This window comes from Faecalispora sporosphaeroides DSM 1294 (genome assembly GCA_000383295.1).
GTDB lineage: Bacteria > Bacillota > Clostridia > Oscillospirales > Acutalibacteraceae > Faecalispora > Faecalispora sporosphaeroides.
The window spans coordinates 135,038-160,931 of the sequence record KB911067.1 but is presented as its reverse complement, the minus strand read 5'-3'; the positions used below and the strand labels follow the sequence as shown (position 1 = coordinate 160,931).

Annotated in this window: 22 protein-coding genes; 17 read left to right on the top strand and 5 right to left on the bottom strand. The window is 56.2% G+C overall.

Annotated elements, in window-relative coordinates; genetic code table 11:
• Window positions 1–10 precede the first annotated feature (10 nt).
• The 9 genes from G340_RS0104350 (at window position 11) to G340_RS0104310 (ending at window position 11,242) form a co-directional block, all read left to right on the top strand.
• Window positions 11–1,549, top strand: coding sequence for a sugar ABC transporter ATP-binding protein (locus G340_RS0104350; protein ID WP_020072439.1), 1,539 nt, complete (start codon window positions 11–13; stop codon window positions 1,547–1,549).
• A complete protein-coding gene (locus G340_RS0104345) occupies window positions 1,539–2,540 on the top strand; it encodes an ABC transporter permease (RefSeq protein ID WP_020072438.1) in 1,002 nt (333 codons plus the stop codon). Before G340_RS0104350 ends, G340_RS0104345 begins: the two co-directional genes overlap by 11 nt.
• Window positions 2,541–2,612: 72 nt before the next feature.
• Complete coding sequence (locus G340_RS0104340; protein WP_020072437.1) at window positions 2,613–3,725, top strand: sugar ABC transporter substrate-binding protein; 1,113 nt, start codon at window positions 2,613–2,615, stop codon at window positions 3,723–3,725.
• Between the two features lie 68 nt (window positions 3,726–3,793).
• Window positions 3,794–4,573, top strand: a complete 780-nt coding sequence (locus G340_RS0104335) for an SDR family NAD(P)-dependent oxidoreductase (RefSeq protein WP_020072436.1) — start codon at window positions 3,794–3,796, stop codon at window positions 4,571–4,573.
• Between the two features lie 13 nt (window positions 4,574–4,586).
• Window positions 4,587–5,582 carry a zinc-dependent alcohol dehydrogenase gene (locus G340_RS0104330; protein ID WP_020072435.1) on the top strand — a complete coding sequence of 332 codons (996 nt, stop codon included), beginning with the start codon at window positions 4,587–4,589 and terminating at the stop codon, window positions 5,580–5,582.
• A gap of 430 nt (window positions 5,583–6,012) precedes the next feature.
• Window positions 6,013–7,956: a sigma 54-interacting transcriptional regulator gene (locus G340_RS0104325; RefSeq protein ID WP_020072434.1), complete on the top strand. Its 1,944-nt coding sequence runs from the start codon at window positions 6,013–6,015 to the stop codon at window positions 7,954–7,956.
• 273 nt (window positions 7,957–8,229) lie between these two features.
• Window positions 8,230–9,129, top strand: a complete 900-nt coding sequence (locus tag G340_RS0104320; protein WP_020072433.1) for a DUF1932 domain-containing protein — start codon at window positions 8,230–8,232, stop codon at window positions 9,127–9,129.
• Complete coding sequence (locus G340_RS0104315; RefSeq protein WP_020072432.1) at window positions 9,126–9,833, top strand: S-adenosylmethionine--2-demethylmenaquinone methyltransferase; 708 nt, start codon at window positions 9,126–9,128, stop codon at window positions 9,831–9,833. The genes G340_RS0104320 and G340_RS0104315 overlap by 4 nt, the downstream gene beginning before the upstream one ends.
• A gap of 50 nt (window positions 9,834–9,883) precedes the next feature.
• Window positions 9,884–11,242 carry a CitMHS family transporter gene (locus tag G340_RS0104310; protein WP_020072431.1) on the top strand — a complete coding sequence of 453 codons (1,359 nt, stop codon included), beginning with the start codon at window positions 9,884–9,886 and terminating at the stop codon, window positions 11,240–11,242.
• Here the strand turns inward: G340_RS0104310 and G340_RS17795 are convergent.
• Window positions 11,208–11,603 carry a hypothetical protein gene (locus tag G340_RS17795; protein WP_154653092.1) on the bottom strand — a complete coding sequence of 132 codons (396 nt, stop codon included), beginning with the start codon at window positions 11,601–11,603 and terminating at the stop codon, window positions 11,208–11,210. The two genes, G340_RS0104310 and G340_RS17795, sit on opposite strands and share 35 nt — an antisense overlap.
• A 272-nt stretch (window positions 11,604–11,875) precedes the next feature.
• Here G340_RS17795 and G340_RS0104300 point away from each other — a divergent pair, with 272 nt between their 5' ends.
• The 3 genes from G340_RS0104300 (at window position 11,876) to G340_RS0104290 (ending at window position 15,849) form a co-directional block, all read left to right on the top strand.
• The gene (locus tag G340_RS0104300; RefSeq protein ID WP_020072429.1) at window positions 11,876–13,777 is read left to right on the top strand and encodes an OPT family oligopeptide transporter; all 1,902 of its coding nucleotides are present in this window, start codon (window positions 11,876–11,878) and stop codon (window positions 13,775–13,777) included.
• A 69-nt stretch (window positions 13,778–13,846) separates the two neighbouring features.
• Window positions 13,847–14,188, top strand: coding sequence for a PqqD family protein (locus G340_RS0104295; RefSeq protein WP_020072428.1), 342 nt, complete (start codon window positions 13,847–13,849; stop codon window positions 14,186–14,188).
• Between the two features lie 221 nt (window positions 14,189–14,409).
• Window positions 14,410–15,849 (top strand): aminoacyl-histidine dipeptidase, encoded by a 1,440-nt coding sequence (locus tag G340_RS0104290; protein WP_020072427.1) that lies wholly within the window; start codon window positions 14,410–14,412, stop codon window positions 15,847–15,849.
• A 421-nt stretch (window positions 15,850–16,270) separates the two neighbouring features.
• Here the strand turns inward: G340_RS0104290 and G340_RS0104285 are convergent, their stop codons facing one another.
• From G340_RS0104285 to G340_RS0104275, 4 genes are all read right to left on the bottom strand, one after another.
• On the bottom strand, window positions 16,271–17,452 hold the full coding sequence (locus G340_RS0104285; protein WP_020072426.1) for a hypothetical protein: 1,182 nt from the start codon (window positions 17,450–17,452) through the stop codon (window positions 16,271–16,273).
• Window positions 17,453–17,454: 2 nt separating this feature from the next.
• The gene (locus G340_RS17790) at window positions 17,455–17,637 is read right to left on the bottom strand and encodes a hypothetical protein (RefSeq protein WP_154653090.1); all 183 of its coding nucleotides are present in this window, start codon (window positions 17,635–17,637) and stop codon (window positions 17,455–17,457) included.
• Between the two features lie 119 nt (window positions 17,638–17,756).
• A complete protein-coding gene (locus G340_RS0104280; protein ID WP_020072425.1) occupies window positions 17,757–18,650 on the bottom strand; it encodes a 3-hydroxyacyl-CoA dehydrogenase family protein in 894 nt (297 codons plus the stop codon).
• 41 nt (window positions 18,651–18,691) lie between these two features.
• Entirely contained in the window at window positions 18,692–19,885 is a 1,194-nt protein-coding gene (locus G340_RS0104275) for a thiolase family protein (protein ID WP_020072424.1), read from the bottom strand.
• 629 nt (window positions 19,886–20,514) lie between these two features.
• Between G340_RS0104275 and G340_RS0104265 the strand changes: the two genes are divergently transcribed.
• From G340_RS0104265 to G340_RS0104245, 5 genes are all read left to right on the top strand, one after another.
• Window positions 20,515–21,297: an enoyl-CoA hydratase/isomerase family protein gene (locus G340_RS0104265; protein WP_027103857.1), complete on the top strand. Its 783-nt coding sequence runs from the start codon at window positions 20,515–20,517 to the stop codon at window positions 21,295–21,297.
• 82 nt (window positions 21,298–21,379) lie between these two features.
• Window positions 21,380–22,582 (top strand): CaiB/BaiF CoA transferase family protein, encoded by a 1,203-nt coding sequence (locus G340_RS0104260; RefSeq protein WP_020072421.1) that lies wholly within the window; start codon window positions 21,380–21,382, stop codon window positions 22,580–22,582.
• Window positions 22,583–22,608: 26 nt separating this feature from the next.
• A complete protein-coding gene (locus G340_RS0104255; RefSeq protein WP_020072420.1) occupies window positions 22,609–23,394 on the top strand; it encodes an acyl-CoA dehydratase activase in 786 nt (261 codons plus the stop codon).
• 5 nt (window positions 23,395–23,399) lie between these two features.
• Entirely contained in the window at window positions 23,400–24,695 is a 1,296-nt protein-coding gene (locus G340_RS0104250) for a 2-hydroxyacyl-CoA dehydratase subunit D (RefSeq protein ID WP_020072419.1), read from the top strand.
• The gene (locus tag G340_RS0104245) at window positions 24,688–25,815 is read left to right on the top strand and encodes a 2-hydroxyacyl-CoA dehydratase subunit D (protein ID WP_020072418.1); all 1,128 of its coding nucleotides are present in this window, start codon (window positions 24,688–24,690) and stop codon (window positions 25,813–25,815) included. Before G340_RS0104250 ends, G340_RS0104245 begins: the two co-directional genes overlap by 8 nt.
• The last annotated feature ends 79 nt before the right edge of the window (window positions 25,816–25,894 follow it).

Genomic DNA, 25,894 nt, shown 5'->3' with positions numbered 1-25,894 from the left:
AGGAATTCTTGTGGCAGAGGAACAGACGGCTCTGGAATTGCGGCACGTTACGAAGCTGTACGCCGGAACTGTGGCGCTGGAGGACGTGAGCCTCACCATCAGGCGCGGAGAGGTTCACGGGCTCATAGGCAAAAACGGCGCCGGAAAATCCACGCTGGTAGGTATCATTTCCGGGCTGGTCGCCCCCAGCAGCGGGGAAATCTGGATCAACGGGCAGAAATATACTTCCCTGTCTCCTATCACGGCCAAGCACCAGCACATCTCGATCATTACACAGGAGCCGCAGGTGATAGAAGAAAGCACCGTAATGGAAAACTTTTTTATGCCCGGGTATCTGGATGACAAAAAGGTCATCGACTGGAGCGAGATGCGCCGCCGGGCGGTCGAGATTCTGGATCGGGCGGGCTTTCCCATAGACGTATCCGTAAAGATGCGGAATTTATCCATCAGTGAGCGCCAGCTGCTGCTGGTCATCAAGGCGTGCTTTGTGGAAAACGCGGAGATTGTCATTATGGATGAGGTGTCCGCCTCTCTCAGTCAAAAGGATCAGGCGATTCTTTACCGCTTGATCGACGACCTGATTTCGGCCGGGAAAACCATTGTTTTTATCTCCCACCATACGGAGGAGCTCCTGCGCGTCTGCGATTGGGTAACGGTGATCCGGGACGGGCACAATGTAGGCAGCGTCATGCGGGAGAATCTGGATAAAAAGAAGCTGGCCTCGCTGATTGTCGGCAGCACCAATTATGACGAACAGATCATGGAAGACATGTCCTCCATGATTCGGGAGGAAGAGGTGTTTGCGCTAAAGAACTTTACCAGCTACGGAAAATTTGAGCATATCAGCCTGTCCGTCAGAATGGGCGAGATTGTCGGGCTGGCGGGGCTGCGGGGCAGCGGGCGAACCGAGCTGATGAAGAGTGTGGTCGGGATCGATGCGTACGACGATGGAACGGTCTGGGTTGCGGGAAGCCAAAAGCATTACCGCTCCCCGGCAGCCGCCCGTGACGATGGAGTGCTTTACCTGACGGAGGAACGCGAGGCAGAGGGGCTGATCCCCATCGCCTCCATTCAGAAAAATCTAACCGTCAGCATACTGCCCAGGATCAGCCGGTGGGGGGTGCTCCAGACCAAAAAAGAGGAGCAGCTGGCAGACGATCTGATTCGTACGCTGGATGTGAAGGCTTTTTCCAGAAATCAGAACATCGGGCAGCTCAGCGGCGGGAATAAGCAAAAGGTGCTGGTGGGCAAGATCATGGCCTATACCCCGCTGGTCTGCCTGCTGGATGAGCCTACCCGCGGCGTAGATATCGAGGCCAAGGAATCCATTCTAAACACCATTCACCATGAGCTTCGCAAGCAATCCTGCGTTATTATCACATCTCCCGGAGTGGAGGATCTGATCAAAATTTGCGACCGTATTCTGGTTCTGTATGAGGGTAAGATCATCGACCAGTTTTCGCGGGAGGAGTTTTCTGAAAAAGAGATATACCGGGCAATGCAAGGCGAGGTGATCCATATTGACGAGGTGAGAAACAATGAGTCTTAAGACAAAGATAAAGCTGGCCCTGCTGGATAATCTGGTGTGGGTTCTGCTTGCGGCATTTTTTATTGCCAACGCCTTTTTTACCCCCGCGTTTCTCGGCATGAAGAACCAGCTGAATATTCTGTATCAGTCCGCAACGCTCGGCCTGCTGGTGCTGGGCATGGGAATTGTGATGATGGTGGGAGAGCTGGATCTTTCCATGGAGGCCACGCTGGCTTTTGCGCCCGGCATCGTCATACTGGCAGCCCGGCAGCTGAATATGGGGCCTGTGACGTGTATTCTTCTCACGCTGGTTTTGGGTACGGTGATCGGCTTTTTCAACGGCTTTTTCGTAGCCAAGCTGAAAACCAACTCCTTTCTGCTGACCATGTCCAGCCAGATTGTCATGCGGGGACTGGTGCTCTTTCTGGTGCCCTTCTCCCTGGCCGGGCTTGACAAAGGCTATACCTTTTTGGGGCGTGGGCGCATCGGGGCAATTCAAATCGCCATACTGGTGCTGATCGTGGTTTACATTATATTTGAATTTATTTTTCATAAAACGGTTTTCGGACGCAAGTTCACCCTCACCGGCGGCAACCGCCGCGCAGCTTACATCTCCGGCATCAACACCGACCGCGTCGTCATCTATGCCTTCATGCTGGCGGGCCTGCTTTCCGCTCTGGCCGGGCTGGTCACAGCCGGGCGGCAGAACGCCGTTTCCAACAGCATGGGCGAGGGGATGGTAATGATGGCCTTTGCCGGCGCGATTCTGGGCGGCTGCAGCTTTAACGGCGGCATGGGCAAGCCTGTGGGAATGCTGGGCGGCACACTGCTGCTGGGTATGATCGACAACGCGCTGAACCTCAACGGGGTGGATGTCAATCTGGTCAGCGCAACAAAGGGCGGCCTCATCTTTTTGGCAATTCTTCTGGATCGGCTGCGCTTTAAAATGAGCGCCGACATCATGCACAAGGAGAATGTCCGAAAGCTTTCCGCTGTGCAAAGTAATTCCTGACTGAAAACTCAGGCAATTGTGCCGCTTCGATTTTATAGTTTGTAGTATACCAGTGAATGGAGGAAGAATTACATGAAAAAAAAGATGCTCACGATCCTGCTCGCCCTGACCATGCTGCTCACCGCGTTCACCGGCTGCGGAACCGCGGGTTCCGGCTCCAATGGAGGCGGGTCCGGGCAGAGCCTTGCCGGTTCCGGCGCTCCGGCAGAGAAGAAAACCATCGGTATGGTGGTGAAAAACACCTCTACCGAATACATTCAGGCGTTTATGATCGGCGCACAGGAAGCCTGCGATAAATATGGCATCGAGCTGAAAATTGTGGACGGCAAGGCCGACAGCCTGAAAATTATGGACGCCATCGACACGTTCATCGTGCAGGGGATCGACGGCTTCATTCTGGCCGGAGCGGAAGATCTGGTCACGCTCGTTCCCGGCATCGAAAAGCTGAACGCAGAGGGAATCCCGGTCTTTGCGGTGGACACCTGCCCGGAGGGCGGCCGCGTAGACATGTTCATCACCAACGATATTGTCGATTCTTCCCGCAAGGCGGCAACCCAGATGATTCAGGGCATTCAGGATGCCAACGGGGGAACGGTTCCCGAGGGCGTCATCATCGAAATCACGGGCTCCCTGGTGGATATGTACACCACACAGTGTCATGAAGGGTTTTCCTCCGTGATGAAGCAGTACCCCCAGCTGAAGGTGGTTCAGGGCGAGGGCCACTGGAACAATGACGACGCGCACAGCCGCACCAGCGATCTGCTGACCCGTTACGGCGACGATGTGAAAGGCATTTACGTCCATACGCCCGATATTATGGGTTCCGGCGTTGTGGCTGCCGTAGAGGCCGCCGGCCTTGACCCCGCCGACTATTTTATCTCCGGTATCTGCATTGGGGTGGAGGGGATGAATCTGCTCAAGGAGGGCAAGCTGTATGCCGTGGTGGAGCAGCCTGCTTTGGATATGATTACCATCGCCGTAGAAAATCTGAACAAGATATTCAACGGGGAAGAAATCCCCAAGGTGGGCGAGACCATCACGAAGGAAGGGGCCCTGTGGTCGCCCGCGAAGGTGATCGAGAATGAGTTTGCGGACAGCGGCACCACTATGCTTCTTCAGTCGCCTCTGGTTCCGCAGGAATGCCCTCCCACCGACAAACGGCTTTATGAAAACCGCATCGGCTAAACAGTAGGCAGGCAGAGCGGGCAAAATTCCTGCCCGCTCTGCACAACGATTCAGAAAGGAGATTCCCTATGCAGAAATCCGGCATTGCGGATAAAAACATCTTTGATGTCAGTGGAAAAGTAGTCGTTGTCACCGGCGCGGGAACCGGGCTCGGCGAATGCTATGCGCAGGCGTTTGGGGAAATGGGGGCAACCGTCGTCTGTGCCGGCCGAACCCCTGGTCCCCTGGAACGAGTGGCTGCGGGCATCCGAGAAAACGGCGGCGCGGCGATCGCGCTGCGTGTGGATGTCGCCGATCCCGACGCCATTCGGCGGTTTATGGAACAGGTTCAGGCACAAACCGGCGGCGTGGATGTACTGGTGAACAACGCCGGAGCGGAAATTGTAGAGGATTTTCTTTCCGTTACCCCCGAGCATTTTGACGCCATTATCGACGTCAATCTAAAGGGCGCTTATTTCATGGCCCAGACCGCGGCCAAAGCCATGAAGGAAAAGGGAGGAAAAATTATCAATATCGGCTCTCTGGGGAGCTACATCGGTCTGGCGGAATCGAGTGTCTACTGCTCCAGCAAGGGGGCCATTGTTCAGCTGACCAAGACCATGGCCATTGAACTGGCAAAATACAACATTCAGGTCAACGCTATCGCGCCCGGCTATTTCGTCACACCCATGACCCGGCAGTTCTACGATGATCCGGAGCACCGCGCCTGGATTGAAAGCCGTATTCCCGCCGGCCGGTGGGGAATGGGAAGGGATTTGGCCGGCCCTGCGCTGTTTTTGGCCTCCGCCGCCAGCGATTATGTCACCGGGCAGGTCGTCGTTGTAGACGGCGGCTGGCTGGCCGGTTAGGAAGGAGGCAGGGATGAAAGCGGTAAAATTTTACGGCATCGGCGACGTGCGCACCGTCGATACCGAGGCGGCCACTCCTGGAGGCGGCCAGGCGCTGATCCGCGTTCTGTACGGCGGCATCTGCGGCTCCGATCTGCACATCTACCGGAAGGGGATGTTTGTGGAGCGTCTGGAGGAAACCATGGGGCATGAATTCGTGGGCCGGGTCTGCTCCGCACCGGCGGAAAGCGGGCTGAGTGAGGGGGATCTGGTGGTGGGCGATCCACGGGTGCCCTGCGGTCACTGCCGGGCCTGTTTGGAGGGCGACAGCCACCGCTGCGCCTCTCTGGGGTTTATTGGAGAGGTCAGGCCCGGGTGCTTTGCCGAGTATTTGGCTCTGGAGCCGGAAAAGCTGATCGTGCTCCCCAAGGACACCGATTTGAAACAGGCGGCGCTGTGCGAACCTCTGGCCGTGGCAATTCACGCCTGCAAGGAAATTATGAGGGCCGATCCTCAGCGTGTGCTGGTAATGGGAGCGGGGCCTATCGGCCTGTTGATCGCCTGCCTGCTGAAGGCGCAGTATCGGGTGGCACAGGTAACCGTGGCCGACTTGGACGAGTTCCGCCGAAAAAAGGCGGAACAGGCCGGCGCGGATCAGGCGGTATCCGACGGGCTCAAAGCCGGGGGAGCATTTGACTGCGCGGTAGACGCAGTCGGCGTTCAGGGCGCGCTGGAAGGCGCCATTCAATCCACCCGCCCGGGCGGTTCCGTCTTTCTTTCCGCCATTTACGAAACGTTGCCTGTAGTAGACGTCAATTATCTGGTATCCAACGAGCAGAGGCTCTGCGGGAACAACGCCTATTCCTTTTCCGATTTGCAGGAGGCCGCCCGGCTGGTCGGCGGGAAAAAGCTGCCTCTGGATTGGCTGGTGACCCGCGTGCTGCCCGCAGATCAGGCGGATCAGGCGTTTCGGCTGTTGACGGCTCCGGCAAAGACGGATTTGAAAATCTTATTGGATTTTCAAATTTAATCGGTACATTTGCTCCATGGATCGGACGAGTACCTCAAACGGTTTGAAACAAAAGAAACAGGCAGCAGTACCCGAGTGGCCAAAGGGAGCGGACTGTCAATTTGTTGCATTGGGGTGGTTCACCCCACTCCTCGGCCAAAAGAAACCCGCATCGTTTTCACAGTATTGGGGGGGTTGCTGTGCGCAGAAATATCCCAAAACAGAAGGAAAAGTCAAGGGAACCGCTGAAACAACAAATCCGTTTCAGCGGTTCTCTATGTTTACAGATTTATATTCCGGGCATGGATGCTCTGCCGGAGCTCAATCGACAGGAATTTCTTATTTGCAAAGCGCACATACTCATGATACACTGATTTCAGATCATAAATCGCTGCTCCTGCGGGTGCTTTCCAGCGGCGATATTCAATATACACCATGGGGGTGGATACAGATGCGGGTAGAATTTGCGGTGGTTTCTCCGTCCAGCACGATGACGTCAAAATTTAAGAAGGTTCTTTCTGAGAGGAAAATCAGCTGCCCTGTTGTACAGGCCTCCCAGAAAAACGCCATTCCCGCCGCCCGGCAGATGATTGAGCAAGGCGCGAAGATCATCATAAGCCGCGGGAATACCGCGCGCATGCTGCGGAGCAACCTCGAAATCCCCGTGATTGAGGAAAAGCACACTTTTTTCGATTGCTACATCGGCTACCAAAAGGCTTTGAAACGATCGGACAAAATCGCTTTCCTCGCAACCTCAGATTCCTTTCTCAAAATTCTCAACAAGAGCAAGCCGCTGCTCAAAAACGCCTTGATCTGCCCCATAGACGCCCAGCTCAAGGAGGAATATGTAAGGGCGGAGATGGAACAGCTGGTGCGTATGGGGATTGAGGTGGCAATCGGCGGGATTTCCCTGCGCGATTTGGTGACTCAGTACGGGATACAGTATATCATGACCGAAACGGATGAAGACGCGGTGAACGACGCAATCGACGAGGCGCTGTATCATTTGAAGATCGAGGACGAGCGCTTGCGGAAAAACAACGAGCTGAAACGCAAGCACGAAATGATCCAGGCCGTTATGAACTGCACCTCAGACGGCATATTCAGCGTGGACCAGGAGGGGATCGTCACCAATATCAATGAAAACGCTCACCGGATGCTCCCGGAGCTTTCACCGGGGCAGCCGATTGGCAAGCTCCTGCAGAGCGATTTATTGGATTCGACGCTCAAGCATGGAGAAACGCTGTCGAATGTGCTGATCAACACCCGCAAATCCTCTCTCATCCTGAACATCGCCCCCGTGTGCGTGAAAGACAGCGTAATCGGGGCGACGGTGACGGTGCAGTACCAGCACGAGATACAGAAAATGGAACAGAAAATCCGCCACAGTCTTCTGACGAGCGGACACATTTCGGATAAAACCTTTGACGATATCATTGGGAGCAGCCCCGCGCTGAAAGCCGCAAAATCATTGGCGCAGCGATACGCCGCAGTGGACAGCACCGTTCTGATCCTCGGCGATACCGGTACGGGAAAAGAGCTTTTTGCGCAAAGCATCCATAATGCGAGCAGGCGCAAGTCGGCTCCCTTTGTCGCCATCAACTGTGCTGCGCTGCCCGCCAGTGTGTTGGAAAGCGAGCTGTTCGGCTATGTGAAGGGCGCGTTTACCGGCGCGCGGAGCGAGGGAAAGGCCGGCATGTTTGAACTGGCGCATAACGGAACCATCTTTCTCGACGAAATCAGCGAGACACCGCCCGATGTGCAGCTCAAGCTTCTGCGGGTGATTCAGGAGCGAAAGGTGATCCGCCTTGGCGACGACCGGGTCACCTCTGTGGATGTCCGCATTATCGCGGCCAGCAACAGGGATCTGCGAGAGCTGGTGCAGTGCGGCCTGTTTCGGGAGGATTTCTATTACCGCATTTGCGTTCTGGAGCTTCAGCTCCCCACACTCGATGAGCGCAAAGAGGATATTCCCGAGCTGGTGCGCCATTTTCTGAACAACCCCAAGCTGCCTTCCAAGAAAATCACGGAGGAAGCCCTGAACCTTTTGATGGGGCAGCAGTGGCGCGGGAATATCCGCCAGCTGAACAATATTGTGGAAAGGCTGGCGGTGATATGTGATACGGATACCATCACAGCCGATCTTGTCGAACGTGCGGTGCTGACAAGGCCCCGCACACAAACGGAAGAGAGCCTGCCCCAATACGGCGCCCCCGCTGCCAAACACCCGATGACCGAGCGCGAGCTGATTCGGCGTGTTCTTCATGAAAACAAGGGCAACCGGGAGCGCTCGGCAAGTCAGCTTGGAATCAGCACGACGACTCTCTGGCGCAAAATCAAAAAGATACAGGAGTCGGAGCCGACGTATTTTGACCTGGTGAAATATTTTGATTAATTGCATATTGTTTCTGAATATTTCATTTTATTTCAAAATCGTTCATCTGAAATGAAATGCAATAGAGGAAATATGGATCATTCTGCGCTGAATCGTAAAAGCGCAGAATTTTTTTGTTTTGTATCCTTTCGCGCAAAACCCGGGGCGTCCCTGCTTTTCCGTCAATGCCGACGGAAAGGGAGGGTATGGTAAAACCATGCGGGCATACTGTTGGCATACTTATTGCTTAAATCATTCAGTGAAACCCGAACAATTTGAAGGAGGGATACAATTTTGAAGTATCAATTGGTATTTATCGGCTTTGGGGAGGCCTCGTACAACATCGCGCTTGGCCTGAAGTCGGAAGGGTTTGACAGCATGGCCGCATACGATGTGTTCGCGCAGGACCCGAAGCGGGGCGAACTGATTCGGTCGCGCGCGCAGGAGGCGGGGATTCCGCTGATCGGTTTGGAGGCGGCTTGCGGCGAGGGTGCCTGTATCGCGTCCATGAACAGCGCGAAGGTGGCGCTCTCCGTGGCAAAAGACATCGTTCCTCGTCTGAAGGAGGGCCAGATTTTTGTCGATCTGAACTCCGCGGCCCCCACCGTTGAGGAGGAGATCGACAGAATTCCCCGCGCGCAGGGTGTGCTGTTCTGCGACGCGGGCGTTATGGGCACTGTGCCGGGCAACCGCCACAAGGTACCCATGTTTCTGTCGGGGGACGGCGCGCAATCGTTTTACAATGCGTTTGCCCGTTACGGCATGAAGCTGACTGTGCTGGACGCTCCGGCGGGAGGCGCGTCCGCTATTAAAATGCTGAAAAGCGTCGTCATGAAGGGCCTGCCCCAGCTGATGTTCGAGTCTTTCGAGGCTGCGGAAAAATACGGCGTGCTGGGCACTCTGGCAGAGTCCCTCGGCGAATCCATCAACGGAAAAACGGTGGAAAAGCTGGCCAATACGTTTATCGCGCGCACCATGATCCATGCCGAGCGCAGGAGTGCCGAAATGCGGGACGTGGTGAGCACGCTGGAAAGCCTGAAGGTGGACGCGTCCATGTCGAAGGCAGCGGTCGCAAAGCTCGACGCACTCGCGGCGCAGCACTGGGCGGACAAAATAGACCCCAGCGGCGATTTGGACTACCGCGAGGCCATTAAGCTGCTGGTAAAAGAGAATGAGGAGGCTGGATTGAAATGAGCAACAATCAATACTATGAACTGCCGGAGCGGATTCCGGAGGAAATCATTGAGCGTGTGAAAAAGCTGAGCCCCGCGCAGCTGTGCGACGGCATGGCGTCCCTTGGAATTGAGCGCAACGGCTGTATGGACGCCGATCTGCTCCCTCTGGACGACGGCAAATTTATGGTGGGCACCGCCTGCACGGTCGACACGGAGGACGGCGATAACTTCCCGATTCATGTGGCGATTTATCAGGGCAAGCCGGGATATGTGCTTGTCGTTGCGGGGAAGGGCTACACCGAGCGCGCTTATATGGGCGACCTGATGGGCGGCGCGGCGGCGGCCATCGGACTTTCCGGCATTGTCATCGACGGCTACGTGAGAGACAAGGTTGGTCTGGCCGCTTTGGATATTCCGGTTTATGCCAAGGGCTTTATGCAGAGGAGCCCCGCCAAAAAAGGCCCGGGCGAAATCAACACGGTCGTTACCTGCGCGGGCGTAAAAGTGGCTCCCGGAGATTTGGTGGTGGGAGACTACGACGGCGTAACGGTCATTCCGCGCGGGCGCATTGAAGAAGTGCTGGCGGCAGCCGAAAAGAAAGGGGACTACGAGCTCAAGCGCCGCGACGCCATCGACAACTACCGCAAATGCAGGGAAGAAGGGCGCGAGCTCCCGAACCTTGCACCCGCATGGGTGACCGAAATGCTGCAGGGCAAATCATGATGGATTAAAATGGAATCGCATCATGTTTTATGATAGAGGAGGGTATTGATATGTTGGTAGCTTTGGCATATTTCATGATTATTTTGTTCCTCGTTCTTGTCTGTACGAAAAAGATGTCCGCTTTTGCGGGCCTCATTATTTCATCCACTGTCGCGGGCCTGCTTGCCTGTGTTGTAAACGGGGTTCCCTTTACAGAGATTTTCTCCTGGTTCAAGGATGGACTGTTTTACACTTTGAGCGATTCCGGCTCTGTGAAGCTTGGAACCATCAATTCCGGCGTGATGATTCTGTTTGCGGTGCTTTACTTCAGCCTGATGATGAACGTCGGATTGTTTGACCCGCTGTGTACCTTTTTGATCCGGAAGGCAAAGGGCGACCCGCTGAAGGTGATGATGGTCGCTACGCTGACCTCCTGTGCGGTAACCCTCGACGGCGACGGGACGACGACCATATTGATCGTAACGGCCGCGTTTATCCCTCTGTTTAAGAAGATGAACATGAAGCTCTCCAATTTGGCGATGATGATCATTCTGCCCTGTTCCATCGGCAATTGCCTGCCGTGGGGCGGCCCGCTGGCCAGAGCGGCTTCTGTCATCAACGTGGACGTCAACGTTCTCTTTAAGGCGTTTCTTCCCGTTTTGGGCATGGGCCTGGTTTATGTGATCGCTCTGGCGTACTTTCTCGGCAAGGCCGAGCGCAAGCGCCTGGGCTATGTAAAGGGCGGCGGAGAGATCATCAGCGCGGCCCAGATTGAGGAAATGTGCGCGGCGATCACCGAAAACGAGAAGGAACACAAACGCCCCAAGCTGTTTGTGTTCAACCTGGTGTTCACCCTTGCTCTTATGGCCGCGATGATTATGGGCATTGCAAGCGGAGCGCTTCTTTTCATGGTTGGCACCGGAATTGTGGTAGCTGTTAACTATGGCTTCAAAGAGCAGCGCGAAAGAATTGCCGCCAACGGGGCGGACACCATTTCCGTCGCGATCATTATCATGGCGGCGGGCTGTTTTATGGGTGTTCTCAACAGCAGCGGCATGGCGACGGCTCTGGCGGCCAATCTGGCCAGCCTGATCCCCGAATCGCTCGGCAGCCACATCCCGATTATTTTTGCTCTCATCGGCGCCGTCGCGTGCTGGGCTCTGCCGGTCGACGCCTATTATTTCGGAATTCTTCCCGTGATCGTGCCGATCGCCGCGCAGTTCGGGGTTGGCGCGATGGAAATTACCATGGCGTCTTTGATGGGTCAGGCGGTTCGTTACGGCAGCCCCACCGTCGCATGGCTGTTCCTTTTGATCGACAGAACGGAAATGAATTTCGGCGAGTATCTGAAAACCTTTATGAAGTACGCCATTCCCCTGTACCTGGTGTTTACTGTTACCGCTCTGGCGCTCGGGCTGTTCCACCTGTAATTTCAGCGGCGAAGATATGCCGGAAAAGCCGGTTTGCATTTTGCGGCGCGGATGCCGCGGCAGGAAACCCGATGCAGTGACGGCAGCCCCTTTCATGGAAGAAAGCTTCTGTGCGGGTACCATTGCTTCTGCCGCGCGAAAAGCGGGACGGTTTGCGGCGTTCCGCTGCCGTGAAATCAATTAATTGAAGCGAGCGTAAGAAACCGTTTGCCGCCGCATAACAATTTGAGGCGGCAAACGGAACAAGAAAAGCATCCCGGCAAACAAGAAAATTTACATTCCAACAGCACGGCAATGCCTGAGCCACACCCCATCTGTTTTTGTATCTCATACAGAAACAGATGGGGTGTCGTTTTGCCAAAAGGCCAGCGGCAGCGCTGTTTTTTGCAGGAAAACACTCCCGTCACGCCGAGAATTCTGAAAGGAATCCGTGCTTTTCGGTCGGATGAATCTGTTGATAGAAGATCGTTCTGATTGTCAGAATTCCACAAAATCCCACATCGTTTTCAACAGTTTTAACATATTGTAACAAAGCATTGACTAATGTGCAAAACCCGATTAAAATTATTCTATATCAATCTCTGCATGAAATTTGACTCACATATTCATGAAAATTTACTGGAGGTTAGAACATTGGAAGAAAAAAATCACAAGCCTTATATTCCGGCGGATAAGGTGGTCCCTGAATTTACTGTTTATTCGGTAGCTCTAGGTGTTTTACTCGTGATTCTGTTCGGCGCCGCCAACGCGTACCTGGGGTTGCGCGTGGGTATGACGGTTTCGGCCGCGATTCCCGCATCGGTTATCTCAATGGGCATCATTCGCATGATTCTGAAACGCGATTCCATTCTGGAAAACAACATGGTGCAAACCATCGGCTCTGCCGGCGAGGCCGTGGCGGCCGGTGCAATCTTCACCATGCCCGCGCTGTTTATGTGGGCGGAGGAAGGGCTTGCGTCGATGCCATCTCTTTTTGAAATTTCTCTGATTGCCCTGTGCGGCGGTGTTCTGGGCGTTGTATTTATGGTGCCGCTGCGTACGGCGCTGATCGTCAAGGAGCACGGTGTTCTGGTTTACCCGGAGGGACAGGCCTGCGCCGAGGTGCTGATGGCCGGCGACAAGGGCGGCAACAAGGCCTCTACCGTTTTTATCGGTTTGGGCGTTTCCGCCGTGTACAAGTTCATTGCGGACGGGCTCAAGCTCTTCCCCAGTGAGATCGATTGGAAAGTCCCCATGTATAAAGGGGCTGGGTTCGGTGCGGACGTGCTCCCCGCGCTGGCCGGTGTTGGTTACATATGCGGGGCGCGGGTGTCCTCCTATCTTCTTGCGGGCGGCGCCACCGCGTGGTTTGTCATTATGCCGCTCATCGTTCTTTTCGGCAGCGATCTGGTGATCTTCCCCGCAAGCGTTTCTGTTGCGGAGCTGTGGGAAACCGGAGGAACATGGGGGATTTGGAGCAACTTTGTCCGCTACATCGGCGCGGGCGCCGTGGCGGCCGGCGGAATCATCACTCTGGTGAAAACTCTGCCGCTGATTGTCCGCACGTTTAAGGATGCAGTTGCCGGTTACGGACAGAGCACAAAGGGCACGCTGCGCACCGAGCAGGATCTCTCCATGAAGTTCCTGCTGCTCTGCACGGTAATCGTCGCTCTGGTGATGTGGCTCGTTCCGGCGATCCCGCTGAATTTCCTGGGAGCGCTGATCGTCATTATTTTTGGTTTCTTCTTTGCGACCGTTTCTTCCCGCATGGTCGGTCTGATCGGTTCGTCCAACAACCCGGTTTCGGGCATGTCGATCGCAACGCTGCTCATCGCCACCATGCTTTTGAAGGCGACGGGCAACAGCGGAATCGGCGGCATGATCGGCGCGATCACCATCGGCTCCATCATCTGCATCAGCGCGGCGATTGCCGGCGATACCTCTCAGGATTTGAAAACCGGCTTCCTCGTGGGCGCCACGCCCAGGCTGCAGCAGATTGGCCAGCTGATCGGAACGATCATCTCCGCGCTGACCATCGGCGGCGTTCTGTATCTGCTCAACAAGGCATGGGGATATGGTTCATCGGAGCTCCCCGCGCCGCAGGCCACGCTGATGAAGATGGTTGTGGAGGGCGTTATGGGCGGCAATCTGCCCTGGGCGCTTGTCTTTACGGGTGTGAGCATCGCGGTTATTATCGAAATTCTGGGCATTCCCGTGCTGCCCTTTGCAATTGGCCTGTACCTGCCGATTCATCTCTCCGTGCCGATCATGGCCGGCGGCTTGATTCGTCTGTATCTGGAAAAGCGCAAGGCTTCGTCCGAAGAGGAAAGAGAGGATATGGTGCAGTCCGGCGTGCTTTACAGCTCCGGTTTGATTGCGGGTGAAGGCCTCATCGGCGTTTTCCTCGCGGTATTTGCCGCGCTCAGCGTTAACGTTGCGCTGCCCGAGTCCCTGCACTTCGGCAATATCGCCGGTCTGATCGCGTTTGTTCTGCTTCTCATGACCATTCTGAAATTCACGGTTTGGAATAAGAGTCTGAAAAGATCATCAAAATAAAAATGCGGCCGGGCTGTATCCCGTAAAAGGGGGTACGGCCCGGTTCCGATCGAATCGGGAGAAGCGTTGATGGAGAAAAGAAAAAACTATCTGGATTTTGTGCCGGTTCTGAATCCTCAGAATTCATGGGACGAAAAGGACGGCATTGTCACCGTGCACATGGTGCATAAGGGCATTCACCACGTGATCGCCCAAAAGCTGTTTCGTTCGCCCCGCGTAAGCCATATTGCACTGGATGCCTTTGGCAGCTTTGTGTGGAAGAAAATCGACGGCGTGCGGACTGTGGGCGACATAGCGGACGAAATGAAGGCGCGTTTCGGCGATCAGGCGGAACCGGTTTACAATCGTCTGGTTCAATATATGAAGATTCTGCAAAACAACCGTTTCGTTCAGTTCCAAAAGAAGGGATGAAACCCTGCCCGGCAGAACAAGCCGGCACGATTTCTGACGGGAACGGAACCACCCAGCCTTTGTGCGGAATCCAGGGATTCTGCATGACGAGTGACGGATGTTATAGGGCAATGCCCGCTTTGAAAAGGGAGCGGTTTCTTTCCCCGCCGCAGGCGAGGGGAAAAATCGCCAGAGCATTTTAAAGCGCATTGCCGAACAAATACTGTAAAGGAGCTATCGTCATGGGAGTATTAGAGCATCTGGAGCCGAACCGAGTGTTTCATTTTTTTGAAGAAATTTCCGCGATCCCGCGCGGATCGACAAATACCAGAGCAGTCAGTGACTGGTGCGTGAGCTTTGCGAAAGCGCGCGGGCTGGAGTATCATCAGGACAGCTTCAACAATGTGATCCTCATCAAAGAGGCGACCCCGGGCTATGAAAGCGCGGAGCCGGTTATCCTGCAGGGGCATCTGGATATGGTCTGCGAAAAGGAGCCGGGCTGCACGAAGGACATGGAGAAGGAAGGCATTGATCTTGTGATCGACGGCGACCGCATCCGCGCCAAGGGCACCACGCTCGGCGGGGACAACGGCATTGCTGTCGCCATGGCACTCGCTGTGCTCGACTCAAAGGAGCTGTCGCACCCCCGCGTGGAGGTGATTCTCACCATCGATGAGGAAATCGGTATGCTGGGCGCCATTCAGCTGGACATGTCGCCGCTGAAGGGCAGAAGGCTGATCAACCTGGACTCGGAGGAGGAAGGAATTTTCACCGTGAGCTGTGCGGGCGGCAATATGACCCGGTGCCGTTTGCCCATTGCGCGCGCGCCGTATCCCGGCACCGTGCTGCACATTACGGTGGGCGGTCTGCTCGGCGGCCATTCCGGTGCGGATATTGACAAAGGGCGCGCCAACGCCAATATGCTGCTGGGCCGCCTGCTGTATGCCGTGAAGAAAAAGTCGGATTTCCGCCTGATTTCGGCGGAGGGCGGCAAAAAGGACAACGCGATCCCGCAGCAGTCGCAAGCGCTGCTGGCCGCCGCCAATGCGGATCTGGTTCGTGTGATTGCGGCGCAGATGGAAGCGGCCTTTCAGTCGGAATACCAAAAAAACGATCCGGGCCTGTTTGTTGAAGTGACAGACGCGGCGGCGGAGCGCGTTCCCATGGATGATACCTCAACCCGGAAGGTGCTGCATCTGCTGACCTGTATGCCAAACGGCGTTCAGGAGATGAGCGCCGACATTGAGGGCCTGGTTCAAACCTCGCTGAATCTCGGCATTCTGGCAACCGAAGAGGAAGAGCTGCTGGCCTCCTTCTGCCTGCGCAGCAGTGTCGCCACGCAAAAGCAGATGCTGGTTGACCGCCTGGCCTGCGAAATGGAGCTGCTGGGAGGGGACATCCAGATTTTCGGGGACTATCCCGCATGGGAGTATAAGCACGAATCGGCGCTGCGCGACCTGATGGTTCGGATTTTTCAAAAGCAGTATGGCCGCGATCCCGAGATTTCCGCCATCCACGCGGGACTTGAGTGCGGCATGTTTATGGGTAAGCTGCCTGATCTGGACTGCATATCGATTGGGCCGGACATGTCGGAGGTTCACACCTACCGCGAAAGCATGAGCATTTCATCCGTTGGCCGCGTATGGAACTACCTGGTGGAAGTTCTTCAGTGCCTGAAATAAGGCGGGCTGAGAAGGCTCTGCCTGGAAAGCTGCGGGTTTTCGCCGTACCCACCGGTGCGGTTTCAAATCCAAACGCATCGATTGAATACCGCTCCTGCGTCAGGCTGCGCCTGCAAGCAAAACGCGCCCCACTTTGTGAGGCGCGTTTTGCTGTTCGCATTGGTGCCGGTTCAGTCTTTTTGCCTGGAGCGGAAGGGGAGCATGGGAGGACGGCTCGCTTTCATAAACGCGGCGAATCGTCATTTTCCATGCCCCGGAGCGCCCAAAAGCTTTCTGCCTGCCTTGGCTGGGACGGAATATCCGCAGCGCTGTCCCCCGGGCGGAAATGCTTCCGTTTGGGGGACAGCGTTTGTGCTTGAGCGGTAAGGCGCGGCATCTAATGCCGGAGCTCGGCCTGCCCGGCTTCTCTGAAAGCGGACGATTATTTCAAAGCGGCCTCCAGCTCCGCGCTCCCCGCCAGAGCGGCGGCGCGCTGCTTGTTGATCTGATGAATCCGCCAGGGCGCAAAGAACAAGCCGCCTACAATGAAGGTGGGAATGCGAAGGAACGAGATCAGCTGATACCCTTTTGTGACCAGAGCGACGATGCCGATCTGCGCCAACAGCAGGGACAAGCCCAGAAGGATAATGCCGAAAATCATGTCCACAACGACCTGATTGTACTTATGATTGGGGTTGAACCAAGGCCCGAAGCGCGCGCAGACGGCCACTACATCCGACATGGAAACATAGGCCAAAAACAGCCCCACACTGTAGATTAAAGACAAAATGCCGGTGGAGCCGAAGCGCTCAACGATCATGTCGTAAATCGGAATCACGCTGCTGCTGATCCCGGGCATGCGGGACAGAACGGCAAGAGAAACGATGAACAGCATAAATCCATTGAGGAAGCCGCCGAAAACAGCCATGACCTTGCAGTCATTTTTGCTGGTGAATTTTCCCGCAATGGCTATGTAAGCACTGCAGAATCCAACCTGTATGCCGGTGTACCACAGCATATCACCGATTGCTGTTCCCGTTGAAATGTTAAAGGTCTCTTTGGTCTGCACGATGTTTACAACACCACCCCAGTTCTCTTTCAGCAGAACAAACGCCACGATGAGGATCGCACTGGTCAGGATGATTCCAAGCGGCAGATCAATTTTCGCCATCACGGTCGCGCCAAACATGGAGATTGCCACGACAATCAGCAGGCACACGAATGTTCCAAGGGTATAATTCATACCGACGGACTTGTTCAGAAAGGTTCCCGCGCCGGCCAGCACGGTGCTGCTGTTTACCAGAAGAGAGATTAAAACGATCGCGTCAAAAACGATGACCATGATTTTCCCGACAGCTTCTTTTTTGGAATACAGCGAAAACGCGACGTCCTTGTAGCTGTCGGCGCGGATTAACCGCGAATACTCTCCCATATAATAAAAAACGAAACCAAGAATGATAAACGGAACCAATGTGGTGATAAGAGAGAGCCACCCTGCTTTTGTAAAATATTTGAGTAAGGTTAAACCGGAGCAAAACCCCGCCCCGCAGTGATTGCCAAACCATGCGAAAGCGGCGCCGAGTGCCACAAACCACTGAATTTTGACCTGATTGGGTTTATTCATCTTCACATCTCCTCAATATCATAGTACCTGCACCGCAGGCTTTGAAGGGCTGCTTTTACCAAAGAAACACGCTCTTTTTCAAACATGTTTCGCCGGGCGGGTGCGCCCCTTCTCAATTGCCCCGAGGCCGTTTCGCCGTGTCTTGCCTGTGCTGTTTTATAGATTGTCCCCGTATCGTGTTTCAATTCCGGCTATGACCGGGAATCTCTTTTCTTTCCCACAGGAGGGAAGGAAAAGAGTCGAACTTCCTCAGGCGTTCTCCTGTCGGGTATCACGCCGTGAACACTGCGCAGAACCCGGCCCTTTATTTTTTGTCGGCTGCGGAATAGTCGTACCAGCCCTTTCCGGTTTTTCGCCCCAATTCCCCCTTTTGGAACTTTTCTATCACCAGTGGGCTGGGCTTGTCGTATTCGTCGCCGCTTTCGGCATAGCGATCCCGGCGCACATAGTAGTTAACGTCGATGCCCGTCAGGTCCATCAGGCGGAAGGGGCCCATGGGGTACCCCAGTCCTTTTTCGCAGGCGGTGTCGATGTCCTCTACCGAGGCGACGCCCTTTTCCAGCAGGGAACAGGCCTCATGGGTTACCGCGGCGTTGATGCGGTTGGCTACAAAGCCGGCAATCTCTTTGTTGATTACGATGGGGGCCTTTCCGGTGCTGAGGGCAAAGGCCCTTGCGGTCTCAATCGTTTCCGGCGCGGTATGCGGGCCGCGTACCAGCTCCACGAGCTGCATTACCAGAGCGGGGTTGAAGTAATGGATATTCAGCAGCCGCTGGGGGTTCACGGTGACGTCGGCCAGCTTGGAGCTGACGAGATTGGAGCTGTTGCTTCCCAGAATCGTGTCCGGTTTGCACAGCTTGCTGATCCGCCCAAACAGCTCCCGCTTGATTTCCAGTTTTTCGATAATGGCTTCAATGACAATGTCCGCCTGAACAGCCGCCCCGTCCACATCCTGAGAGAAGGACAGGCTGGCCGATATCCGGTCGGCCTCCGGCTGCGTGATGCGGCCCTTGGCCACCCGGCCCGCCAGATAGTCGGCAGCCCATTTCTGTGCTTTTTCTACCGCGCTGGGGAACGAGTCGCACAGGATCACCCGGTAGCTGCTGGCCCGGCCATTGAGAGCGGTGTTCATGGCGATCTGCTGCCCCATGGCTCCGGCGCCGATCACCACAATGGTTTTGACCTGCTCAATATTCATTTGACACACCTCATTTTAATATAGAAATTGCGGGATTGAAATCACAATATTTCGATGATGACGGCCATGGACTGACCGCCGCCGATGCATAAAGTGGCCAATCCGTATCGTCCTCCGGTACGGATGAGGTTGTGCAGCAGGGTGACGATCAGGCGGGTACCGGTGCTGCCCAGGGGGTGGCCCAGAGCGATTGCCCCGCCGCTGATGTTGACCTTTTCCGGGTTCAGCTGCAAATCCCGCATACAGGCCACTGCCTGAGAGGCAAAGGCTTCGTTCAGCTCCACCAGATCCATCTGCTCCACGGTCATCCCGGTGCGCTCCATGATTCTGCGGGTAGCGTACACCGGGCCATAGCCCATGATGGCCGGGTCCAGAGCGGCTCTGGCAATGCCCACGATTCGTGCCAAAGGAATAAGGCCGGATTCTTTCCTTTTGCGCTCAGACATCAGAACCAGAGCGGAGGCGCCGTCGTTCAGGCCGCAGGAGTTGCCCGCGGTCACGGTTCCGTCCGGCTTGACGATGGGCCTGAGACCGGCCAGAACCTCCATGGTGGTGCCGGGGCGGGGGAACTCGTCGGTGTCGAACACAAAGCTTTTCTTTTTTTCTTTCACCTCCACAGGAAGAATTTCCTCTTTAAAATAACCGGCGGCAATGGCCGCCGCCGCCCGGCGCTGGCTTTCGGCGGCAAATCTGTCCTGCTCCTCCCGGGTGATGCGGAAGCGCTCGGCCACATTCTCCGCCGTTCTGGGCATGCTCAGAGCGGTACCGTATATGGATGCGGGCTGGGCTGTGGTGCCCGCCTCTATATTGGAGTCCACCAGCGTCAGGGGGCCGTCCCCCCAGCGCTCGTGGCGCAGGTAGTGGGGCGCGCGGCTCATGTTCTCAGTGCCGCCGGCCACGACGACGTCGGCCTCGCCGCACCAGATTTCCTGACAGCCGCTGAACAGAGCCTGCATGGCGGAGGCGCACAGGCGATTCACGGTAAAGCCGGGCACGTTCTCCGGCAGGCCGGCCTCCAGCGCGGCGCACCGGGCGATGTTGGAGGCCTCGGTGCTCTGCCGCACCTCACCCAAAATAACCTCATCGATCCAATCTTTGTTTACCCCGGCGCGCCGGATCGCTTCCTGAATGACCAGTGCCCCCAAGGTGTGGGCCGGTACGCTCTTCAGCGAACCGCCGTATTTTCCCACGGCGGTACGAACGGCGCCCATGATATAAACGTTTTCCATCTCCATCAAGAGATTCCCCCTTCACAAAGTCCTGCCGCAATGCGGCGGGATTTTTGGTACACAGTTTCTGTTAACGTGATAAAGCAATCTCTGTGCCAATCCATTTTTGCAAGATGAAAAATGAATGGAAGAAAGAGAGGAAGCTCCGCTTTTTTTGTTGAAAACCCCGCTGTTTTTGGGTGCTCTCCGGACGCGGGGCAATTTTTCGTGCACCCGATGCCATCCGCTAAAAAGATTCCCGCCGTTGTGCCGGAACCGGTCGCCGCATTGGTGGGGAGGTTCATTCTTTTGTGAAATGCACATATCATTGTGCATATGCACGCATTGTGCAATTTCTTTGCACAATTTTTTATTTCTCTTTAAAAATAGGAAGGCGTTCGCCTGCGGTTCCAATTTAAAAAGAGCCTGCGGTATACCTCTTTTCCGTCCGAAATTTTTTCAATTGCATAAAATTTGCTCTCCCAGGCCGGGCGGCCTGCCGGAACGTTTCCGGCAGCCCCCGGCCTTTTTTATGCAAAGAATTTGAAATGAGGAGGAATTACTTGGCACACTTCTTGCTGATTCACCCTGAGCAGAAGCATATAGAGGGTCTGCCTCTGCTGAATCGACGGAAAGGAGATTGAAAGACAGTGGGGATACATTTTGATAATATTCTCTATGAAATCCGGGACGGCATCTTATATTTGACGCTGAATCGCCCCGAGGCTCGCAATGCTCTCACCCCCGAAATGTGGGGGGACATCAGCGCGGCTGTTCAATGCGCCCGGGAGGATGACCAGATCAGAGTGGTGATCGTCACCGGTGCGGGGGAAAAGGCTTTGGCGAGCGGCGCGGACATCCGCGAAATCCATGACCGGGACTATTTGAAAATGCTGCTGGGCACTGCGCCGGCGGCTTTAAAAAATCTGGAGGATCTGTATAAGCCCGTCATCTGCGCCATTAACGGCTACGCTTTGGGGGGCGGCTGCGAGCTGGCCATGGCCTGCGATATCCGAATTGCCACCCGGCGCTCCAGACTGGGGCAGCCGGAGGTTGGCCTGAGCATCATCCCCGGCGCGGGCGGCACCCAGCGGCTGAGCCGGCTGGTGGGGCTGGGCAAGGCCAAAGAGCTGATCTACACCGGGAAAATCATCACCGCCGAGGAGGCCGAGGCCATCGGCCTTGTCAACCAGGTGACGGAGGACGACCGGGATGCCCTGATGGCCGCGGCACAGGAGATGGCGCGCCAGATTATGGCCAAGGGGCCGGTGGCGATCACGATGGCGAAAATGGCCGTCAATCTGGGCTACGAGACAGACATCAACACCGGCCTGATGATCGAGCGCCTGGCCCAGACCATCGCGTTCAGCACGGAGGACAGAAAAGAGGGAACCGCCGCTTTTCTGGAAAAACGCCCGGCCCAATTCAAAGGGCGCTGAACCGCCGGAGAATCAAAGACGCCGGTTCGCTGACGGCGGCTCTGATCGGATCAGACAGCAAAAATTTAGGGAGGATTTTTATATGAAACCAATGGAAAACATTCGTGTGGTAGAGCTGTCCACCATGCTGGCCGGCCCGATGACCGCCCGGATACTGGCCGAATGGGGCGCCGACGTCATCAAGGTGGAATCGGTCAACGGCGACGCGTGGCGCAAGCAGGCGGGCACCACGCTTTCCCCCTGCACAAAGGACGCGAATCCCAATTTTGATGTGCAGAACATGAACAAGCGCTTCGTCTGCCTGAACCTGAGAACGGAGGCGGGGCGCGACGCCATAATGAGGCTCCTGTCCGGAGCGGACATCTTTATCACCAACTACCGCGTTCAGGCACTGGAGCCAATGGGCCTTACTTACGAGCAGCTGAAAAAGTCTTTTCCACGCCTGATTCACGCTTCCGTGCTGGGCTACGGCAGCGAGGGGCCGGAAAGCTCCCGCCCCGGGTACGATTACACGGTGTTTTTTGCCAGAACCGGCCTGATGGCCGACCTTGCCCCGGCCGGCGGCCCGCCGCTGATCCCCGTGGGTGGAATCGGCGACCACAGCGTGGCCGTCGCCTTGTCCGGCGGCATCGCCGCCGCACTTTATCAGCGATCCGTTACGGGGGAGGGGGATAAGGTGGATGTCTCGCTGCTGCAGGCCGGCACCTTTATCAACTGCACGGGCATTTTAAACGGCTTTAACGGGCGCAAGCTGCCCCGCGACCGCTATGACTGCGGACACGCCGGCAGCAACACCTACCAGAGTGCCGACGGGGAATGGTTTTACCTTGCCATTATCGATTACCGGCGCTTTCCGGAATTCTGCCAGGTGATCGGTATGCCCGAGATTGCCGCAGACCCCAGATTTTCCACCTCCGAGGCGTACTACGAGAACAGAAGCGAGCTGACCAGAATTCTGGACAAAAAATTTGCGGAACAGCCGGTCTCTTACTGGCATGAGCTGCTGGACGCCCACGACCTCCCACACGAGGTTTTGCATCACTTTAAGGACGTTCCTTACGACCCGCAGGTGCAGGCGAACCATTATACCTATTTCTACGAATATTCGGATGGAACCAAGACCGTGTTTTCAAATGGCCCGGTGCACTTCGGCTCGATCGACCCGTCCGCGATCCCCTGCCGCACCTCCGGCTCCATCGGGCGGGATACGGACGAGGTTCTCAAAGAGATCGGCTATACACAGGAGCAAATCAACGCCATGCGCCGGTCAGAAGAAATCAAATAGCTGCCGGAAAGGGGACTTGGTACCTTATGTATACACTGGGAATCGATATCGGTTCCACCTCCAGCAAGGCGGTGATTCTGCGGGACGGCGCCGAGCTTGCCGCTCACGCGGTAGAGCCGCTGGGCACCGGTACGGCAGGCCCGGGGCGCGTTTTGAAAAAGGTGTTTGCGCTGTGCGGCCTTTCGCAGCCGGAGATCAGCTACACGGTGGTGACGGGCTACGGCCGGATGAACTGCGACGCTGCCGACGAGCAGATCAGCGAGCTGAGCTGCCACGCGAAGGGAATTCACTTTTTGCTGCCCACGGTACATACTGTTATCGACATCGGCGGTCAAGACGCCAAGGCGATGAGTATTACGGATAAGGGCCTGCTCGCCGCGTTCCAGATGAACGACAAATGCGCGGCGGGTACGGGGCGGTTCCTCGACGTGATGGCCCGGGTTTTGAACGTGGAGATCGGCGAGCTTGGGCCTCTGTCCCAAAAATCCCGGCATCCGGTCAGCATCAGCAATACCTGCACGGTGTTCGCCGAATCGGAGGTGATCTCTCAGCTGTCTTCCAATGTTCCCGTTGAGGACATTGTGGCGGGAATTCACCGCTCGGTGGCGAAGCGTGTGGCCGGCATGTCGCTGCGCCTGGAGCGCAGCCCCGACGTGGCCATGAGCGGAGGAGTCGCCCTGAACACCGGGGTGGTTCATGCCATGGAGCAGGAGATGGGGTGCCGCATTCTGGTTCATCCGCTGTGCCAGTCGGCGGGCGCCGTCGGCGCCGCGGTTCTGGCATGGGAAAAGCGAAGAAAAGGAGAGGGTTGATTATCATGAGTGAACAGACAACCGCGGCGGAAACCGCCGCCGCACCGGCGCCAAAACCCAGGCGCCCAAAGCCAAAGTCCATGCTTCTGCTGGGCGAGCAGACCCAGGCCCTGTTTGACAATGCACGGCTGGCCAAAGAGCGGGGCGAAAAAGTGGGGTGGTCCGCCTCGATCTTCCCACAGGAGATTGCGGAGACGCTGGGCCTGAATGTGCTTTATCCGGAAAATCACGCCGCCGGCATCGCGGCCCGTCATCAGGCGGACCCTTTTTTGCAGGAGTGCGAGGGGCCTTTGGGCTACTCCAACGACCTGTGCGCATACGCCAAGCTGAACCTCGCGTATGCCGCTGTTCTGAACGGTGAAAGCGGGGTGGAGCTGCCCGACGGGGGCAGGATGGTAAAGCCGGACTTTCTGCTGCTGACCAACAACATCTGTAATCAGCTGACCAAATGGTACGAGAATCTGGCCAGGCAAATGGATATTCCCATCTTCTTCATCGACACCTGTTACAACCCCTACGATTATGTGACGGAAAGCCGGGTGCGTTATGTCCGCGCGCAGATCGACCAGCTGATTCGGGATTTATGCGCCTTTACCGGGAAGGCCTGGGATGAGGAGCGATTCCAGAGGGTGATGCGGATTTCCCAGCGCAACAGCTATTTGTGGGAGCGGGCCAACGACCTGCTCGACCGCAAGCCCTCCCCCCTGAGCGGATTCGAGCTGTTCAACTATATGTCCGCAATGGTGTGCAACCGGGGCAAGGAATCCTCTACCGCCGTTCTGGAGCAGCTCAACGCCGAAATTGAGCAGCACATCGCCGAGGGAACCTCTACCTTCCCGGTGGAGGAGCAGTTCCGCGTTTCGTGGGACGGCATTGCCTGCTGGCCCTATCTCAGCCATAATCTGCGCACGCTCAAAAAGTACGGCATCAACATGGTTGCCTCCAGCTACGGAAAGGCCTGGGCGATTGAGTATGAGGATTTGGACGGCATGGCCCGGGCCTACTGCTTTGCCTCTACCAACGGCGACAACGCCACCACCATGATCTCACGGCGGCTGGAGGCCCTGCGGAAATTTGGCTGTGAGGGTACCATTTACCATGTCAACCGCAGCTGCAAGGTGATGGACTGCCAGATGATGGAGGTTCAGCGCCAGCTCGCAGCGCTGACCGGGGTGCCCTTCACCTCCTTCGACGGCGACCAGGCGGACTACCGCAATTACAGCGAGGCCCAGTTTGAAACGCGCATTCAGGGGCTGGTGGAGGTCATGGAGCAAAATAAGGAGGCGAAGCGCAATGACTGATCTGAATCAAAACCTTTCCACGCTGCAGCAGGCCTGCGCCAATCCCCGCGGCAGGCTGGAGCACTATCTGGGGCAGGGCAAAAAGGTCGTCGGGTGCTTTCCCTACTACGCCCCGGAAGAGCTGGTTCACGCCTGCGGAATGATCCCCATGGGCATGTGGGGCGGCCAGACGGAATGGAAGCTTGCCAAAAGGTATTTGCCTGCCTTCGCCTGCCCCATCATGCAGTCCAATATGGAGTTTGGCCTGAGGGGCACGTATGAGGGCATGTCCGCCGTCATTATCCCCGCCATCTGCGACACGCTGCGCTGCATGACCCAGAACTGGCGCTTCGGGGTGCCCTCCATTCCCATGATCCCCATTGTGCATCCCCAGAACCGCACCTCTCCCGCCAGTGTGGATTACCTGATCAGCGAGTTTGAGACTGTGCTGGCCATGCTGTACACCATCACCGGCAGGATGATGAACGAAGCCGCCCTCGGCCGCACCATTCAGATCTACAACGAGCACAACGCGGTCATGCGGGAGTTTTCCGCTGCGGCCGCGGAGCACCTGGATGTGATCACCCCCAGGGTTCGCCACGCGGTGATGAAAAGCGCGCTTTTCTATGAGAAGCAGGAGCATACCGCCATCGTGCGGGAGATTGTGGATGCGCTCAGGCAGCGCCCGGTTTACTCCCACCCCGGCAAAAAGATTCTTCTCAGCGGTATCTCCTGTGAACCGGATGAGCTGCTGGACATCCTGGCCGAAAACCAATTTGCCGTGGTGGGGGATGATCTGGCGCAGGAGATGCGCCAGTACCGCACCGACATTCCGCTCAAGGGGGGCGGCGGCCTGAAACGGCTGGCTCTGCAGTGGAGCAGCCGATGCGGCTGCAGCCTGATCCACACGCTGGGCAAGCCCCGGGGCGGCATGATGGTCGATTTGTGCAGAGAGACCGAGGCAGAGGGAGTTGTTCTGTGCATGATGAAGTTCTGCGACCCGGAGGAGTACGACGAGCCCTGTCTTGAAGCGGATCTGCGCAGGGCGGGCATCCCGAGTTTGTCCATCGAGGTGGACCAGCAGAACGGTGGTTTCGAGCAGCTGCGCACCCGTTTGCAAACCTTTCGGGACATGATGTAGCAGCCGCTTCTCTCAAATATTTATGGAAAACGACCCCTCTTTCTTGGCTTTTTTGTATCATTTGTGATATGCTATGCAT

Coding starts and splice junctions, on each gene's coding strand:
- G340_RS0104280 (WP_020072425.1), bottom strand. CDS start 18,650: ATGAATATTGAGCAGGTCAAAACCATTGTGGTGATCGGCGCCGGAGCC.
- G340_RS0104335 (WP_020072436.1), top strand. CDS start 3,794: ATGCAGAAATCCGGCATTGCGGATAAAAACATCTTTGATGTCAGTGGA.
- G340_RS0104310 (WP_020072431.1), top strand. CDS start 9,884: ATGTTGGTAGCTTTGGCATATTTCATGATTATTTTGTTCCTCGTTCTT.
- G340_RS0104255 (WP_020072420.1), top strand. CDS start 22,609: ATGTATACACTGGGAATCGATATCGGTTCCACCTCCAGCAAGGCGGTG.
- G340_RS0104295 (WP_020072428.1), top strand. CDS start 13,847: ATGGAGAAAAGAAAAAACTATCTGGATTTTGTGCCGGTTCTGAATCCT.
- G340_RS0104330 (WP_020072435.1), top strand. CDS start 4,587: ATGAAAGCGGTAAAATTTTACGGCATCGGCGACGTGCGCACCGTCGAT.
- G340_RS0104275 (WP_020072424.1), bottom strand. CDS start 19,885: ATGGAGATGGAAAACGTTTATATCATGGGCGCCGTTCGTACCGCCGTG.
- G340_RS0104315 (WP_020072432.1), top strand. CDS start 9,126: ATGAGCAACAATCAATACTATGAACTGCCGGAGCGGATTCCGGAGGAA.
- G340_RS0104260 (WP_020072421.1), top strand. CDS start 21,380: ATGAAACCAATGGAAAACATTCGTGTGGTAGAGCTGTCCACCATGCTG.
- G340_RS0104345 (WP_020072438.1), top strand. CDS start 1,539: ATGAGTCTTAAGACAAAGATAAAGCTGGCCCTGCTGGATAATCTGGTG.
- G340_RS0104285 (WP_020072426.1), bottom strand. CDS start 17,452: ATGAATAAACCCAATCAGGTCAAAATTCAGTGGTTTGTGGCACTCGGC.
- G340_RS0104250 (WP_020072419.1), top strand. CDS start 23,400: ATGAGTGAACAGACAACCGCGGCGGAAACCGCCGCCGCACCGGCGCCA.
- G340_RS0104325 (WP_020072434.1), top strand. CDS start 6,013: ATGCGGGTAGAATTTGCGGTGGTTTCTCCGTCCAGCACGATGACGTCA.
- G340_RS0104340 (WP_020072437.1), top strand. CDS start 2,613: ATGAAAAAAAAGATGCTCACGATCCTGCTCGCCCTGACCATGCTGCTC.
- G340_RS0104290 (WP_020072427.1), top strand. CDS start 14,410: ATGGGAGTATTAGAGCATCTGGAGCCGAACCGAGTGTTTCATTTTTTT.
- G340_RS0104245 (WP_020072418.1), top strand. CDS start 24,688: ATGACTGATCTGAATCAAAACCTTTCCACGCTGCAGCAGGCCTGCGCC.